Consider the following 17750-nt stretch of genomic DNA (forward strand, 5'->3'; position numbering starts at 1 on the left):
CTACCTACCAATCCTAACACCAACCGTTCCGCTATATCCAGAAAATTTCGGGGCGTAATGACATTGAATTTCAGCAACGCTACTATTGAAGTTCCCGCTGTGCGTTGCGTAAACGGTATAGGTAAATTTATACGATCCTTTCGGCATGTTGTCTACAAAATAATCCATTGAGACGTCCTTTGGACTTTGATAATACGATAGCTTATGATTGTATTTATATCCACTTATCGCATCTATTGGTTCAAATCCTGCTGGACGTAAATCCTTGATATGAACAAATTCTAAATCACGATCAACAGTTACAATTAATTCGATTTCGATTTTATCACCAACAACGAATGTAGAATCTTCAATGCCTTGTTCGCCCTTTTTTCCGGCTTCTATTCTTCGATATGTTTTTTCAATTTGCATCGATTCATTCTGACTACTCTTAATTTTCGATAGTTCATCGGTGTATTGCCAATACATATTCAATACGCCCGGTGCATTTGAAGTTCGCTCAATTTCAACGCTTCCTAATTGCGAAGTAATTTCTGCTCCTACCCATTTATTTTTTACCTGCCCTAAACCTTCAACATACTCAACAGAAACTTCATTTTCTTGGGCTACTTCTGAATAAACAAACTGATTTCCTCCAGCTGTTATCGTTGGCTTTTCTGTTGCATTCAAATAGTTTTTGTTTGAAGATAGAATCGCATAAATTGCATCGGCTGTTGCTACACTTTCTCCCCAAGAATTACTCTCTTTATTGAGAATTAACCACAAACGCATTTCTTCTAACAACTCCGAAGAAACGTCCATCACTTCAAAGAATGAAATAAGCATCGCTTGACTTCCAATCTTATTTTGATGCCAGTAATACCCACTATTTTCTACCCAGTAGGTTCCGATATTACTGTTTTTCTTTGACCTGTCTTTTAATGAACTTAAAACCAAATTCGCTTCCTTACTCAATCCTTCACTTTTAAAATACATTCCGATCATTCCTTGTAAATAAGGGTTGAATTGAGTCCATTGTGTTTTCACTTTTTCTCTGAAAAAACCTTCTACCTCATCAATGGCTTCACTTCTCTCATTTTTAAAGAAAGTTCTAGAATACAACCAATACACATCTAAACTGGACAATCGATAATCTTCAACGCCTTCGATGTATTTTTTATACCTTCTCACTTGCTCATTGGCTACAAAACGTTCAGCTTTTTCAATGATTGGCATTGCCTTTTTAATTGAAATTTCTAATCTACGTAATTGTCCAAAACGCGTTAAAATGTTCTGAGTAATGTATAAATTAGATTTCCCACCACTAAACCAACTGAAACCACCATCAGTATTTTGCTTTTTTAAGATTTCAACCAAGAAATTAATTTGATTGTCTTGCAACTGATTCAGCTCAAATAATTGTGCGATTCTTCGGCGCTGTTCTGTTTCGTTTTTAGCCTCCATCACCCATGGCGTTTCTTCCAAAAGAATCGTTTTCAATTCTTCGTTTTTCTCTAACTCCGACAATAAAGCATCGGGCGTTTTAGATTTCCATTGATTAAAAATGGTTTGAATTCTCGGGTTTTGAGCAACAACATCCATCGCGATTGCATTGGCATAATAACTATTCACAAGCGTGGTGATACTTTGATCATTCTGCTTACTCAAATTTGGCAAAGCCATTACCGCATTCCACGCTAAATTATCCGTGTATTCAATCGTAAAGGATTTATTATCTAAGGTTGAAGAATTTTGATTTTTAAACGCATCAAATTCGTGGGTTGACTTTCCTGAATCGCGCAATAAAACATGCTTCGTTTCTGTCACCAAAACACGATTACTAAGCACTGGAATACTGTTTTGTTCTCCATCGCTAAAACTTTCATTTGAAGCGGTAATTGTATATTGAATCACATCTTGATCTCCGATAATCATATTCCAAACGACTTCTTCAGAAGCTCCAGCGGCAATGGTTACCATTTTACTTAGTGGTTGACGACCAATTAAATTTAATCTATCACCGTTAAGTGGATTTTCTAAATTTAAAAACACTTCAACTCTTTGTTCTTCTTTGGTTAAGTTTACCACTTTCGCAGAAAAATCTATCGCATCTCCTTGTCTCACAAATCTTGGCGCATTGGCCGTAACCATCAACTCTTTTTGAGCAATAATTTCCTTTTGGAATGTTCCAATTTGCATTTCTTTGTTGTGCCCCAACATCAACAGTTTCCATTTCGTTAATGATTCTGGCAAAGTGAAATTCAACACATATTCATTAGTGTCATTGGCATAAATCGTAGGATAGAAAAATGCCGTTTCATTGAAATTAGATCTTGGAGCAACAGGCTGAGAAGACTTACTTGATTTAGTACTCTCAACTAAAAAACCTTCTTCCTCTTCATTTTTTGAATTTGCGTCTACTCCATAACCACTACCTGAATCTGGATAAGACAAAACATTAGATTTACTCATAGAAAGTCGATCATTTTCTCTTTTAATACTTACCTCTGACATTTCTCTATCATTATAATCCATGATCCTATATCGATTTCCGATTTCAACATAATTATATCTCAAATTATCTTGATTTAAAATAGATCGCAGCTCCCAGCCAAAACTACCAGAACCATCATTTACTATTGATCTACTCCAGTTATTCGTCCAATAGCTATAACTTCCTCTACCATAATATGGAAACAAATTCCAAGAGTGTCCCCTAAACTGATCTAAAGAAGCATCATATAAAGTTGCTGCCAATTCCGCTTTTACAAATTCTTGGTTTTCATCTTGAATTGTAAAACTCCAATGTTCTTTTTGCCCTGGCTCCAACAAATCTCTAAAAGTTGAAGTTTTAATTTTCAATTCTTTATTGCTGAATGGAACTTGTATCGTCTTTGTTTCTTTATAGAAAACACCATTATGGAAAAGCACCACTTCATAAGTTAAAACACCTCTGTCTTCTTCTTGAACAGTGTAGCATTTAGAGTATCTGTTTTTCAAGTCAACCCATTCTCGACTAATCAACTCGTCTTTTCTATAAAAGGAAACAAGCGCTTTTACATCTTTAAACGATGTTCCAACTTGAAAGTCAACAGCCTCACCTACCTTTACTTCATTTGAAGACACAAAACTCCACAAAGCAGAATGAGTAGGTATTTCTTTAGATTCTACATCGATAACGCTCAACTTGGCAGAAGTTTGAATTGAATCGCCATTTTTTGTTTCAACATACATCTCAAAAATATAATCACCCTGTTCATTGTTGATCCAATCATTCAATTTTATGGAGTCTCCGCTATTGAATGAAACTGTTTTGATTAATTCTTTTTGATTTGAATGATCTTCAAAAACATTCCATTCCATATTAGGGAATAACGCTAAGAATTCATCTTTTTCAATTTGAGAAACTTCAGCATTGTTCCAAATACGATCTAAAAACAATGGATTAGAAACTTCCTTATAGATCTCTACTTTTCCGCTATAATCTGACTGCTTTTCTCCAGATAAATTCACAACATCGATTACTGCGTATTCTTCATCATGAGTTAACATTTTCATTGGTGCGTTAAATTGAATCGAAACACCAATTTCACTTAATTGAAGTGCTATCGTTTCTTCATGTGTTTCTCCTGATAAATCAGTGATTTTCGCCTGAACCTCATAAGAATAGTAAGCGTTTTGAACTGCATTTGGATCCTTTTCAGCAAAAAAGTCAATGGTAAACGCTCCGTTCTCATCAGTTTTCAAACTTCCTTCACTTAAAAGGTCACCTAGATCACTGCCAAATGGAGAACTAAAATACCTCCAATAGCGATTCCATTTTCTATATACAGTATATTCAACATTAGCGTTCGTAATTGGGAAACCAGCATAAGCTTTTGCACTTCCAGATACTGAAACGGTATCATTTAATCGTGCTTCTTCTTTCGGTTGATTGAGTTCAACTTCAAAGCTTGGACGTTTGTATTCTTCAACTGAAAAGTTGGTTCCAGAATTTGTTAATCCATTCGTTCCTTGCACTTGTAAATTATATCTCCCTAATCCAGATCCTGATGGCAATTGAAAGCTACCGTCGATACTACCAAATTTATTTGTCGTGAAAGTAGATTGATACACTTCTTGATAAGCTGCGTCTTTTAAAACCAATTCAACTTTTTGATTGGCGACTACCTCAAAGTCATTGTTCTTTCCTTTAAAAACTATTCCTTTAAAGTAAACCGTTTGTCCAGGTCGATAAATAGAACGATCAGTAAAAAGCTCCACTTTTTTCGCCTCCTCTTCCTTCCAGGCATCTCTTACATAACTAGTCCCTTTAATTAAGGAATGCTCATGACTAACGGTATACAATACCCTATGATAACCTTTTGTATCGATTTTAAAAAGTCCTTCTTCATCTGTTTCTCCATTTGCAAACTCAATAAAATCATCGCTAACTCTTACATCATAATAATACAATTGAACAACAGCATTTTCAATTGGGAGTCCTGAGATTCCATCAACTGCTAAAATTGTAAACTCATTTTCAAAAGAGGTCGTTGAAATACTAACTTGAGAGATGGTCAACGTATTAGAATGAATGTTTTTGTCATTCCATTTTTCCCTGTCTTTGGCTAATTCCGTTAAAGATTCATCATCATTGGTTGCTACAATAAAATATTTACCCGGTTTAATTATTCCATCTAACAGTTGTTCGGAACTTCTTTTTTGGAACAACTTATCATTTTTCAACGCAAGATTTAAAGTTCGTTCTAAAACTAAATTTTCACTTAATGCATACTCCTTTAGATTCGTATTCTTTTTTGGATCATAATTTTTAACACGATACAAACGAAGTACTTGACTTGAGTAATTTCTATGGTTAATCAAAAATGGAATCTTTCGATTTGGAGCGTAAATATTTGGAGAACTAATCGATAGTTCTTTGTTTTCAATAATTGAAATCAATGAAGTAATCTCGTGTTTAAAATCGTTGTTTGGGTATTTTTTAAGTTCAGCTTCTAATTCATCATGCGCTTCTTTAATCAAATGCTCTACTTCTGGTTTTAACTCAAAATGATAATCTTTTCCTTTCTTGTATTTATTTCTAGCAATTTCAAAAAGGAATTTTGATCGTGCAGAAGTTGATTTGAAATATACAAATTGTTCTTCCCAAGCTTTTTCAACTAATGAATCATTCCCAAAAGTTCTTTTTAAATAATGTAAACGTTGGTGAACGGAAGTACTTAAATAATTGGGGATATTTTTATTGTTTTCTTCGAGCGATTGGAAAAGGCTTAAAATCTTGGTTGTAATATTCTGTTCCTTAAAATTTAAGGCACTAAAATCCGTTGATAATCCATACCAATCTTTATGATCTATATTAGCATTTTTCAATGTTCCATTATTTTGAATTAACGGAGATTCATAAAAGTTGATCAATTTATAAATGGCATAATCGGCAACAGATTGAAGTATAAAAAGACTGTCGTTTTCTTTTAACAGCACTTCTTGATAAGGTTTAAAGTCATAGCTTCGTAGGGTTGTCAATTGCTTTTCTATAGATTTCATTTGATCTAAAACAAAGTTATATCGAACGGTATCTTCTCCTAAATTTAGTGAATCATAGATTTTAAGATAACTCCCTCCCAACCATTGATATTTGTTATACACAATCTGCTCTGTCAATTGTAATTGAGCTATCGCATTTGATGGTTCGGGTAGCGTTTGTGTACTTTTCAGCACTTTAAAATATAAGCTTGCTCGTTCTTCCATTTCGAGTGGAGAAAGCATTTTATAAAAATAAGGATATGCTTTTAAAAGCGTTTGGTGATCGTTCTCTGATTTCGCTTTTTCAATTACCGACCATAACTCTTTCTGTGCTGCATTAGGCTGACGAATTTCAAGTAAAGAATCTACTTTTATAAGTGGTTCATCTTGCTGACCAAATAATGTAAATGAAAAAATTAAACTTATAATTAGTGCGAAATATTGAATCTTCATGTTTTATCAATTATGTGAGTTGTTGTTTGGATGCAAATAAAGTACCAAGTTCATAAAATAATAATAATTTACGAATTGTTTGGTTCAGGTTTTACACATGATGGAACGCGGTCCCGAAAACTTTCGGGAACACAGATCTTCGATCGCGGATTCTTACGGATTTTTATTACAAAAAAATTAAACCCTAATATTATCAAAGTACAACCAGAATTAGAAAGTTTAATCTTCGCTTCGTATCAACGATTGTGTGTGTTTTTTTTAGACACGCAATGGCCTTTCAGAAAAAAGTTAATTCCGAATTATTTTACTCTACCTCCTCCTTATGGAGTGAGTATTGATTTTCAAATTAATAGAATTTTTAAAAAAACAGAAAGCCATAATAAAAGTTAATTTTTATGTAGATTTGTTAAAACAACTTAAAACATTTAATTATGAAACGAATACTAATCGCGACCACCTTTTTTGCAATTACGTTTGGTCTAAATGCTCAAACAGGTAATGAAAATCTTGGAACAGGAGCCGGGGCATCTTTAACAACGGGAGATTACAACACTGCTATCGGAGACTCGGCAATGACTAACTTAACTTCTGGCTCTTACAACGCAGCATTAGGCTGGAAAGCTGGGTATAATTTAACTTCAAGTAGTGAAGGTGTTTATATTGGTTATGAAGCAGGATTTTCGGATGATAATGGTTTTGACAACGTAATGATCGGTTTTAGAGCAGGATACTATAATACTGGTGGAGACAATACATTTATAGGAAACGGAGCTGGTTTCGAAAACACTAGTGGAAATGACAATACCTTTATTGGTGAAAGAGCAGGAGCTCGAGTAGTTGATGGGGATGACAATACATACATAGGGGCTCAAGCCGGGAGTGCTTCAGGTTATGTATATCCAAGTTCAGGTTCATCACAATCTCCGTTCAATTCTTATATGCAAGGATCAGACAATACTGCTGTTGGTTCATCTTCAGGCGCTAGAATGACCACTGGTTATCGAAATGCATTTTTTGGTGCCTCAGCAGGTTACGATAATACAACTGGGTATTGGAACACCTTCGTAGGTGATTCAGCTGGAGTAGATAATGGAACTGGGAAAAAAAACACATTCATCGGTCAGGGGGCGGGTAGTGCTAATGAACACGCGAGCAATAATACCTTTGTGGGCTTTAAAGCTGGTGGAGATAATAACCGAACGAATGTAGATAATATTAACAATGCACAAAGAAACACCTATTTAGGAACACAAACGGGTTCTATTAATCGTACGGGTTCAGACAATACAGGAGTAGGTACTTTTGCAAACTTTACCTCCAATAATTTTTCTAGAAGTACATTTATTGGAAGTGGTGGTCAAGGATGGGACAATGATGGACGGTTTGATGGCTTCGGTATGGTAGGCGCTAGTGATGTTATTGTGATGGGGTATAGAGCTCGAAATACAGGACAATATGGAATTGCTATTGGTAATAACATATATCAAAGAGGTATATATACCGTTGCAATGGGTGAACAATTAAATACAAGCAATGCAGGAGATTATGGTGTTTCAATCGGAGCGTTAAACTATCTTTCTGATAGTTATAGTGTTGGAATAGGATACAATGACTCAATCACAGGGCAAAGATCTATAGGACTTGGTGCTTTTTCAGTAGTATCCTCTGACTCGGCAATAGCGATTGGTGCTAATACTAAAGTTTCAGGTTCAAATTCCGTTGCTATTGGAAATGGTGCTTCAACTTCTCAAAATAACAGCTTGGTTTTAGGGGGGGCAACTGCCTCAAACAGAATGTCTGTTGGTATTGGAACTTCTAGCCCAAATACTAAAGCCTCTTTAACACTTGCAGATTCAGATAAAGGATTCATGATCAACAAAATGACAACTGCTGAAAGAACTACTTTCGGAGGGACGCTAGGAGCTAATGATCAAGGAATGTCAGTTTTTGATACAGATCTTAATGCTATTTATTCTTGGGATGGAACAGATTGGACTTCTAGCAACAACACTGACGAACAAACTTTAACATTAACTGGAACATCATTGGAAATTTCTAATGGAAATTCAATTAATCTTTCAGGAATTGACACAGACACTCAATTATCGGAAGCACAAGTAGACGCTTTTGTAGCAAATAATGGTTACTTGACTTCTTTTACAGAGGTTGACGGAAGTGTGACAAATGAAATTCAAGATATCTCGCTTTCTGGTACTGACTTATCCTTGACAAGTGGTTCTACAATTGATCTTTCAAGCATCAACACTGACACGCAGTTATCAGAAGCACAAGTAGATGCTTTTGTAGCAAATAATGGTTACTTGACTTCTTTCACAGAGGTTGACGGAAGTGTTACCAATGAAATTCAAGACATTTCTTTAACTGGAACCAACTTATCTTTGACTGATGGTTCTACAATTGATCTTTCAAGCATCAACACTGACACTCAATTAACAGAAGCGCAAGTTGATGGGTTTGTAGCAAATAATGGCTACTTGACTTCATTCACAGAAGTTGACGGAAGTGTGACCAATGAAATTCAAGATATCTCTTTAACAGGAACTGACTTATCATTGACAAGTGGTTCTACAATTGATCTTTCAAGCATCAACACTGACACGCAGTTATCAGAAGCGCAAGTTGATAACTTTGTAGCAAATAATGGCTACTTGACTTCATTCACAGAAGTTGACGGAAGTGTGACCAATGAAATTCAAGATATCTCTTTAACAGGAACTGACTTATCATTGACAAGTGGTTCTACAATTGATCTTTCAAGCATCAACACTGACACGCAGTTATCAGAAGCGCAAGTTGATAACTTTGTAGCAAATAATGGCTACTTGACTTCATTCACAGAAGTTGACGGAAGTGTGACCAATGAAATTCAAGATATCTCTTTAACAGGAACTGACTTATCATTGACAAGTGGTTCTACAATTGATCTTTCAAGCATCAACACTGACACGCAGTTATCAGAAGCGCAAGTTGATGGGTTTGTAGCAAATAATGGCTACTTGACTTCATTCACAGAAGTTGACGGAAGTGTGACCAATGAGATTCAAGATATCTCTTTAACTGGAACAGATTTATCATTGACAAGTGGTTCTACGATTGATCTTTCAAGCATCAACACTGACACGCAGTTATCAGAAGCACAAGTAGATGGTTTTGTAGCAAATAACGGTTACTTGACTTCTTTTACAGAAGTTGACGGAAGTGTTACCAATGAAATTCAAGATATCTCGCTTTCTGGTACTGACTTATCATTGACAAGTGGTTCTACAATTGATCTTTCAAGCATCAACACTGACACGCAGTTATCAGAAGCGCAAGTTGATAACTTTGTAGCAAATAATGGCTACTTGACTTCATTCACAGAAGTTGACGGAAGTGTGACAAATGAGATTCAAGATATCTCGCTTTCTGGTACTGACTTATCATTGACGAGTGGTTCTACGATTGATCTTTCAAGCATCAACACTGACACTCAGTTAACAGAAGCGCAAGTTGATAACTTTGTAGCAAATAATGGTTACTTGACTTCTTTCACAGAAGTGGATGGAAGTGTTACAAACGAGATTCAAGATATCTCTTTAACTGGAACTGACTTATCTTTGACAAGTGGTTCTACAATTGACCTTTCAAGCATCAACACTGACACGCAGTTATCAGAAGCGCAAGTTGATAACTTTGTAGCAAATAATGGTTACTTGACTTCTTTCACAGAAGTTGACGGAAGTGTTACCAATGAAATTCAAGATATCTCGCTTTCTGGTACTGACTTATCATTGACGAGTGGTTCTACGATTGATCTTTCAAGCATCAACACTGACACGCAGTTATCAGAAGCACAAGTAGATGGTTTTGTAGCAAATAATGGTTACTTGACTTCTTTTACAGAAGTTGACGGAAGTGTGACAAATGAGATTCAAGATATCTCTTTAACTGGAACAGATTTATCATTGACAAGTGGTTCTACGATTGATCTTTCAAGCATCAACACTGACACGCAGTTATCAGAAGCACAAGTAGATGCTTTTGTTGGAAATAATGGTTACTTGACTTCATTTACAGAGGTTGACGGAAGTGTTACCAATGAGATTCAAGATATCTCTTTAACTGGAACAGATTTATCATTGACAAGTGGTTCTACGATTGATCTTTCAAGCATCAACACTGACACGCAGTTATCAGAAGCACAAGTAGATGGTTTTGTAGCAAATAATGGTTACTTGACTTCATTTACAGAGGTTGACGGAAGTGTTACCAATGAGATTCAAGATATCTCTTTAACTGGAACAGATTTATCATTGACAAGTGGTTCTACGATTGATCTTTCTGGAATCGATACTGATACTGATGAACAAGACTTAACTTCTGCAACTTTATCAGGTACTAATTTACAGATTGAGATAGAGAACGGAGCATCTGTAACTGTTGATTTATCTCCATTACTTCAAGATTTACAAAATCAAATTAACGAACTTAAATCAAGGGTAGAAGTAATTGAAGACTGTGCATGTGATGGAACATTGGGTCTAGTAGGGTCTGGTATAGATCACGAAAAGCCAATCTTATATCAAAACATTCCAAATCCATTCAACAACACTTCAACAATAAAATACTACATTCCTAGCTGGGCGACTTCTGCAAATTTAGTCGTATCTGACGGAATGGGTAAGATCGTTTCTAACATTTCTATCCAAGAAGTAGGAGACTACGGAAACAGTCATATAAATGCAGAAGGATTGAGTACTGGTACTTATTACTATTCACTTTATGTTAATCAAAATATTGCTGACACTAAAAAAATGGTAGTTCAGTAGAAAAACAATATCTCACTAGTGAAAAAGCCTCATTTGAAATGAGGCTTTTTCTATATTATAAGGTTATAGTTTATTTGAAACTAAAGGTTATAAAATCCTTATATTTTTATTTCATGAATCTTTGGACTCCTTCTTCGGAACAGGATCATCTCCAAAACCGCCCCATGGATGACACGAACCAATTCTTTTTAACGCCATCCAACCGCCTTTCAAGACGCCCCATTCTTTGATTGCTTCAACTGAATATTGGGAACATGTCGGATTATACCTACAATTTGCAGGAAAAATTGGACTGATGATGTATTGATACAAGCGAATCAACACTATAAAAGGAAATCGGATAATTTTTTTGATTACTTTCACAGGGTAAAGTTAAGGATTTTGGAAGGTATTTCACCTATCGAAACTTAACTCGGATTCCAAAATGATTATTTATTTCAATTTAGCTATTATCTGAAGGCTTTAAGCAGTATGCTATAGGTCGATAATATCAAGTTAACCAAAGAGATGAAATTATTCAATGTTATAACGTTCATTCACATCATCATAAATATAATTCCCCAATTCTAGTTTGTTTCCAACACCTTTTAAATCTGAAAGTATAAAGCTCCCTTTTTCATCTATGTCAACTTTAAAATGATAACCATAGATTCTTCCGTCATTTGTAGTGATGGCTACTCCTCCTTTTCGAATATTATTTACTTCAAATAACTGTTGTTTCTTTTTAATATCCCAAACTTCATATCGTCCATATTCTTGCTGATGCGTTCCTACTCCGTATGGTTGATAAACGGGTGGACTCGCAGTACAATTCCATTGACGAAACAAGATCATTTCTTTAATTCCATCTGAATTTACATCTATAGAATCAATGATTTTAATTTCATCTTTTACACAGACGACACACAACCCTAAAGATGAATCAGATAAATTACCCACTGAATCTATTTCAATTGCATTTTGCGAAAACGAATAAAAAAAGTTTCTTGAAACGCTTTTGGTATATTCATTATCATATAGTTGAGTTAATTTGACTGAATCTAATTTATCCTCCCATTCGAAAACGAAGAATAATTCATTAGAATTAACTTCATTATCTAAGGAATCCAATAACCCCAGTTGCCTCGTATCGCATTGCGCATGAATTGATAAAGAAAAAAGAGTAACTAGTAAAACATGGAATAATCTTATTTTCATAATTGCTTATTTTTTTAGCGCCACAAAATAATGACACAATACTATGTACAATTGATGAGATAAACGGTTCAATAGACTTCTTATATATTTCAGGATTTTTTTCGAAAATAAGAAACCAAAAAGGGAGTGTTTAGAGTGAGAAACAGAATGAGAATGAAGACTCAAATTCTACACTGAAAATTTCATAAAATACAATCCGAAGATGTTGGTTAAAAAGCTACACTTTAAAATAAAAACATAAAAACTTACCATAGATTTCTCCAATATTGAGTTTTGTTCGAAAAGACGACCACATAAGGGGAGTATTTAGAGTGAGAAACAGAATGAGAATTAAGACTCAAACTTCAAATTGAAAACCTCATATTTTGTCACGATTTTTTTTCAAAAATTCGCGCCAAAATAAACTTTTTTCATTCATCAATTACTGCGGGTTGAAACCCGCAGTAATTGAAAATTTGATTTGACCCAAACACATGCATTCGCTTTGACTCAAGAAAGTAAAAGTTTAAAAAATATAGAAGAAGCATAATCCCACCTTTGGTCCTCTGCTCCCAAGACTCACACTCACACTGAAAATTTAAAAATTTATGATAAAACTAAAGAAACCAAAACACTATAACAGATTTCTCCAACATTAAATGTTGTTCGAAAAGACGAACGTGAGGGTGTAGTTATCGTGCTTTGCACGAGGGCAAAAAACATGCTTTAATTCTAGTTCAAAAGTAAAAGGCTCAGAATTTAGAAAAAGCATCATTCTAACCTTTGGTCCTCCTTACTCGAGTCTCACTCTCATCACTGAAAATTTCATAATTTATGATAAAACTAAAAGCACAAGAAACCAAAACATTATAACAAATTTCTCCAATATTGTATACTTCTTGAAAAAACACTCCAAAGATTTCTCCAACATTAAATGTTGTTCGAAAAGATGAACGTAAGGATGTAGTTATCGTGCTTTGCACGAGAGCAAAAAACATGCTTTAATTCTAGTTCAAAAGTAAAAGGCTCAGAATTTAGAAAAAGCATCATTCTAACCTTTGGTCCTCCTTACTCGAGTCTCACTCTCATCACTGAAAATTTCATAATTTATGATAAAACTAAAAGCACAAGAAACCAAAACATTATAACAAATTTCTCCAATATTGCATACTTCTTGAAAAAACACTCCAAAGATTTCTCCAACATTAAATGTTGTTCGAAAAGACGAACGTAAGGATGTAGTTATCGTGCTTTGCACGAGAGCAAAAAACATGCTTTAATTCTAGTTCAAAAGTAAAAGTTCAGAATTTAGAAAAAGCATCATTCTAACCTTTGGTCCTCCTTACTCGAGTCTCACTCTCATCACTGAAAATTTCATAATTTATGAAATTTTATCCCCCAACTTTCCATATCTGCATTCGCAAAGTCAAGTCTGTACTTTTCAGGAATTCCATCATTATCAAGCATACTTCCAAACTCAATAGACGGGAATAATTCTTCGTAGGTAATCATTTCATTTAAGGAAACACGACGATAAATGTGAGAACGCGTTAAATTATGGGTTTCATCTAATCCGGAAGCACCTAGAAGCTCAACATAATTTTTAATCAACTTTTTATGGTATTCTGCCACTCTAGTTTTCTTGTCTGTTACATCTAGTCCAACTGCAAGTTCTTTTTTTTGAGTTGTAATTCCTGTTGGACATTCATTCGTGTTACAAATCAAAGCTTGAATACACCCAAGTGCCAACATCATTGCACGCGCCTGATAACAGCCATCTGCTCCAATTGCCATTGCACGTGCCACATGAAACGCCGAAGAAATCTTTCCAGATGCAATCAGTTTAATATGGTTTCTAATTCCTAAACCATTTAAAATATTGTGGGCAAAATCCAATCCATCAATCAAAGGAGCCCCAACATAGTTACTAAATTCTGGTGGTGCAGCTCCAGTTCCTCCTTCACCTCCATCAATAGCAATATAATCTGGATAAATATCAAGGTGAATCATCGCCTTACATATAGCAATAAACTCACTTTTATGTCCAATACACATTTTAAAACCTATTGGTTTTCCGTTGGATAAATCTCTCAACTTTTTAATGAATCTAATCATTTCTAGGGGTGTGTCAAACGCAGAATGAAATGGTGGAGAGGCAACAATTGTATGTGGAACAATATGACGTATTTTTGCAATTTCCTCCGAGTTTTTTGAAGCGGGTAAAATCCCACCGTGTCCCGGTTTGGCTCCTTGAGAGAGTTTAATCTCTATCATTTTCACATTCTCATGTCTTGCCTTTTCAGCAAACAATTCTGGATTAAAGTTCCCATATTCATCTCTACAACCAAAATAACCTGTTCCGATTTGCCAAATAATATCACCACCGTGTTTTAAATGGTAGAAACTCAAACCTCCTTCACCTGTATTATGGGCAAAACCACCTATTTTTGCTCCACCATTCAAGGCTTCAACAGCATTTCCACTTAAAGAACCAAAACTCATGGCTGAAATATTTAAAATACTTGCAGAATAAGGTTGTTTACAATCTTTATTACCGATTAAAACACGAGGGTCATGATTTAGTTTATCAAATGCCTTTGGTGCAACAGAATGACACATCCATTCATAGCCTTCAGCATAAAGATCGAGTTGCGTACCAAAAGGAATAGTATCGCGAACGTTTTTCGCTCTTTGATAAACCGAAGAACGATCTAAACGGTTATATGGTCGACCATCAATATCCGATTCAATAAAATACTGGTACATTTTAGGTCTCAATTCTTCCATTACATATCTCAACCTACCCAATACCGGATACAATCTCCTAATGGTTTGCTTTTTTTGAAACATATCATTGTATCCCATTATTGTAACAATAAAAACGAGACAAAATGCTACAACCCAATATTCGCTAATGTAAAATGTAAGTGCCAAGGTAATTAAAAGGAGAACACTACTTAAGATTACAAATTTTTTACGCATAATTTTCTTTTTAAGGTAAACAATTGACAACTCGATATTCCACCTCAACAAAATAGAGTTTGAATGTGGATTTAACGTTTGGAATATGTTAGGTAAATACCTTTGACATAAATGTAACGATATTTATGTAAAAATGTTTAAACGGGTGGATTTATTTCGGTTTTTAGCGGTAGGCGGTATCAGCAGTAGGCTGTAGGCAATAAGCTTTAGGCATTGGGCTTACTGTCGATAGCTAACTTGATATTTCTCCCAAATTTAGTACAAGAAAATAACAAGAAAACCAATAGCATTGATATGTAGAAAAGTGATTTCATAATATTACAATTTTTTTACGGTGAATAATTCCATCTCTTGTTTGTATTATAGCAAAATATGTTCCCGTTTCAAAAAAAGGAGTCCACGATTCTGAAACTGCATATTCTTGACCTGCGTAGGCCGTGCCTTCACTGGTGTTATAGCCTTGCGCTTGGATTACTACGGATGTTTCCTTTTTGCACGATACTCCAAAGAAGAATAGAAGAGTTATAAAAATTAAATTTTTCATTAGTTTATTATTAATTTTGTTGTTTGCATTTCTGTAGGTGTTTTGTAAACGACAAGGTACAAGCCACTTTCGAGCTATAAGTAAAGAATCCATACGTGTATTTTCGGAAATGAATTAATAATTGATATAAGTTTTCAGTTCTTCATTGCTTAATTAATTTAAAAACTCTTTTCTGTTCTTCAAACCGAACAAAACAATTTCGATATCTAGACCTTTAACTGCGAATCTGTGTGTATACACAAAATTAATAGGTTCTTTTTCATAAGTGTAAATATTTAGTTTCAACTAAAATAAGAATAATTCCCTGTTTTACAAAGTAGGGATGTTTTGCAAAACGTCCCTACGAAAACAAAAAAATTAAAAATGAAGCAATTAAAAGAATTTTGTCTATCTTTGTCGCCTTAATTAAAAACAAAATAATATGAATAACTACGAAACTGTTTTCATTTTAACTCCCGTTTTGTCTGAAGACCAGACAAAGGAAGCAGTAAAGAAGTTTGAAGAAGAGATTAAATCTCTAGGCGGAAAACTTACGAACTCAGAGTCTTGGGGCTTGAAAAAATTGGCTTATCCAATTCAGAAAAAAACAACTGGATTTTACTTCCTTTTAGAATTTGAAGGTGAAGGTAATTTAGTATCTGAATTAGAAGTTACATTCAAACGTGACGAGCGTGTAATGCGTTTCTTAACTGTGAAGATGGACAAACACCACAAAGAGTGGGCTGAAAAAAGAAAGTCAAGAATGAAAAATGCTAAACCTGCAAAGGCTGAAGCAAAGTAATTAAAGTAAAGAACCAAAAAAAATTACAATTATGGCACAAGATGTAAGATATTTATCGCCGGTAAACATTGATATCAAAAAAGAAAAATACTGTCGTTTTAAGAAAAGTGGTATTAAATTCGTTGACTATAAAGACGCTAGTTTTTTATTAAAACTATTGAACGAGCAAGGTAAGATTTTACCACGTCGTATTACAGGAACTTCTTCTAAGTTTCAAAGTAGAGTTAACAAGGCTGTTAAACGTGCACGTCACATTGCAATCCTTCCATATGTTGGAGATCAATTAAGATAAGCCTAATTATTAACACATTAAAAAGACAATTATGGAAATCATTTTAAAGAAAAACGTTGATAACCTAGGTTACAAAGACGATATCGTTGAAGTAAAACCAGGATATGCGCTTAACTTCTTAATTCCTCAAGGATACGGAATAATCGCAAACAAATCAACTAAGAAAGCGCACGAAGAAGTTTTAAGACAAAGATCTCACAAAGAGGTTAAAGTTAAAGAAGAAGCTCAGGAAATCGCTAAGAAAATTGAAGCTACTTCAATTAAAATTGGAGCTAAAGTTGGTGAAAACGGACGTATTTTCGGATCTGTTAACACTATCCAATTATCTGAAGCTTTAAAAGCAGAAGGTGTTGATGTAGACAGAAAATCATTGAAAATTGTTGAGGAGCCAATTAAAGAAGTTGGAACTTACACAGGTTTAGCTAATCTTCACAAAGAAGTATCTGCTGAATTCAAATTTGAAGTTATCGAAGAGTAATCTTTGAAATCAATATTTTAGGAGACCGTCTAGACATTATGTTTAGACGGTTTTTTTATGGCAATTTTGTGGGTAGCTTCGTAATTCTATCATGCATAACGATACTTCCTGCCACAGCAACATTTAAAGAATTCGTTCCGGGTAATTGTATCAATTCATGACACTGATCCAAAATTTCTGGTGGTATTCCGTTGTCTTCTGCACCTAATAAATACGCTGCACGTGGCCAATGTTCATATTCACTAAGCATCACTGCACGATCATCTAATTCCACGCCAATTACCTTACTATTGTAGGGTAAATGCTTATAGAAATCTTCAAAGTCATCATAATGAAATAAAGGGATTTCTCGCCATGACTTTAAAACATCCGAAGTTTGTTTTTTGTAACTTTTACCAATTGTAAAAATATAAGAAGCTCCTAGTATATAGGCTGATCGCCATAAGGTTCCGATATTGTGTCCGCGTTTATGTTGAATAATTCCTATGCCGAAATAATTGGCTTCGTCTGGTTTTACTTTCATTAATCTTAATTATTAACTTATTTAAATAAAATTCTTATACGCTTGTATACTAATGATAGCCTTTCAAATTAACTCTACTGCAATAATTAACTTCCTTTCTTTTTTGCATTATTCATTTCTGCCTATTTTTATTTGTATTCATGAGCTTCCTTCGGTCCGTTGCCAAAAAAAGAAACAAAAAACTCTA

General features: G+C 34.6%; 10 protein-coding genes. 4 read left to right on the plus strand and 6 right to left on the minus strand.

Going from position 1 to position 17750, the window contains the following annotated elements; translation table 11 throughout:
- Positions 1-5958, minus strand: coding sequence for an alpha-2-macroglobulin family protein (locus DXU93_RS00295; protein WP_116879250.1), 5958 nt, complete (start codon positions 5956-5958; stop codon positions 1-3).
- A gap of 431 nt (positions 5959-6389) precedes the next feature.
- Between DXU93_RS00295 and DXU93_RS00305 the strand changes: the two genes are divergently transcribed.
- Positions 6390-10787 carry a beta strand repeat-containing protein gene (locus DXU93_RS00305; protein ID WP_116879252.1) on the plus strand — a complete coding sequence of 1466 codons (4398 nt, stop codon included), beginning with the start codon at positions 6390-6392 and terminating at the stop codon, positions 10785-10787.
- A 111-nt stretch (positions 10788-10898) separates the two neighbouring features.
- Here DXU93_RS00305 and yidD read toward each other — a convergent pair whose 3' ends face one another.
- The 4 genes from yidD to DXU93_RS00335 all read right to left on the minus strand — a co-directional run bounded on the left by yidD (position 10899) and on the right by DXU93_RS00335 (position 15582).
- Positions 10899-11150, minus strand: a complete 252-nt coding sequence (yidD, locus tag DXU93_RS00310; protein ID WP_394336292.1) for a membrane protein insertion efficiency factor YidD — start codon at positions 11148-11150, stop codon at positions 10899-10901.
- Positions 11151-11300: 150 nt separating this feature from the next.
- The gene (locus tag DXU93_RS00315) at positions 11301-11984 is read right to left on the minus strand and encodes a hypothetical protein (protein ID WP_116879253.1); all 684 of its coding nucleotides are present in this window, start codon (positions 11982-11984) and stop codon (positions 11301-11303) included.
- A 1353-nt stretch (positions 11985-13337) separates the two neighbouring features.
- The gene (locus DXU93_RS00330) at positions 13338-14945 is read right to left on the minus strand and encodes an FMN-binding glutamate synthase family protein (protein WP_116879809.1); all 1608 of its coding nucleotides are present in this window, start codon (positions 14943-14945) and stop codon (positions 13338-13340) included.
- Between the two features lie 310 nt (positions 14946-15255).
- Positions 15256-15582, minus strand: coding sequence for a hypothetical protein (locus DXU93_RS00335; protein ID WP_116879256.1), 327 nt, complete (start codon positions 15580-15582; stop codon positions 15256-15258).
- 328 nt (positions 15583-15910) lie between these two features.
- On the opposite strand from DXU93_RS00335, the gene rpsF reads away from it, so the two are divergent.
- Genes rpsF through rplI form a run of 3 tightly spaced genes read left to right on the plus strand, consistent with a single transcriptional unit; the run spans position 15911 to position 17040 of the window.
- A complete protein-coding gene (gene rpsF / locus DXU93_RS00340; RefSeq protein WP_109359079.1) occupies positions 15911-16270 on the plus strand; it encodes a 30S ribosomal protein S6 in 360 nt (119 codons plus the stop codon).
- 31 nt (positions 16271-16301) lie between these two features.
- The gene (rpsR, locus tag DXU93_RS00345; RefSeq protein ID WP_116879257.1) at positions 16302-16562 is read left to right on the plus strand and encodes a 30S ribosomal protein S18; all 261 of its coding nucleotides are present in this window, start codon (positions 16302-16304) and stop codon (positions 16560-16562) included.
- Positions 16563-16593: 31 nt separating this feature from the next.
- The gene (gene rplI / locus DXU93_RS00350; protein WP_116879258.1) at positions 16594-17040 is read left to right on the plus strand and encodes a 50S ribosomal protein L9; all 447 of its coding nucleotides are present in this window, start codon (positions 16594-16596) and stop codon (positions 17038-17040) included.
- A 55-nt stretch (positions 17041-17095) separates the two neighbouring features.
- Here rplI and DXU93_RS00355 read toward each other — a convergent pair whose 3' ends face one another.
- The gene (locus DXU93_RS00355; protein WP_116879259.1) at positions 17096-17563 is read right to left on the minus strand and encodes an RNA methyltransferase; all 468 of its coding nucleotides are present in this window, start codon (positions 17561-17563) and stop codon (positions 17096-17098) included.
- Between the last annotated feature and the right edge of the window lie 187 nt (positions 17564-17750).

This window comes from Brumimicrobium aurantiacum (genome assembly GCF_003402975.1).
GTDB lineage: Bacteria > Bacteroidota > Bacteroidia > Flavobacteriales_D > Crocinitomicaceae > Brumimicrobium > Brumimicrobium aurantiacum.

Excerpts from the sequence above, each read along its gene's own strand:
- DXU93_RS00295 (WP_116879250.1), bottom strand. The coding sequence starts at position 5,958 with ATGAAGATTCAATATTTCGCACTAATTATAAGTTTAATTTTTTCATTT.
- DXU93_RS00305 (WP_116879252.1), top strand. The coding sequence starts at position 6,390 with ATGAAACGAATACTAATCGCGACCACCTTTTTTGCAATTACGTTTGGT.
- DXU93_RS00315 (WP_116879253.1), bottom strand. The coding sequence starts at position 11,984 with ATGAAAATAAGATTATTCCATGTTTTACTAGTTACTCTTTTTTCTTTA.
- DXU93_RS00330 (WP_116879809.1), bottom strand. The coding sequence starts at position 14,945 with ATGCGTAAAAAATTTGTAATCTTAAGTAGTGTTCTCCTTTTAATTACC.
- DXU93_RS00335 (WP_116879256.1), bottom strand. The coding sequence starts at position 15,582 with ATGGATTCTTTACTTATAGCTCGAAAGTGGCTTGTACCTTGTCGTTTA.
- rpsF (WP_109359079.1), top strand. The coding sequence starts at position 15,911 with ATGAATAACTACGAAACTGTTTTCATTTTAACTCCCGTTTTGTCTGAA.
- rpsR (WP_116879257.1), top strand. The coding sequence starts at position 16,302 with ATGGCACAAGATGTAAGATATTTATCGCCGGTAAACATTGATATCAAA.
- rplI (WP_116879258.1), top strand. The coding sequence starts at position 16,594 with ATGGAAATCATTTTAAAGAAAAACGTTGATAACCTAGGTTACAAAGAC.
- DXU93_RS00355 (WP_116879259.1), bottom strand. The coding sequence starts at position 17,563 with ATGAAAGTAAAACCAGACGAAGCCAATTATTTCGGCATAGGAATTATT.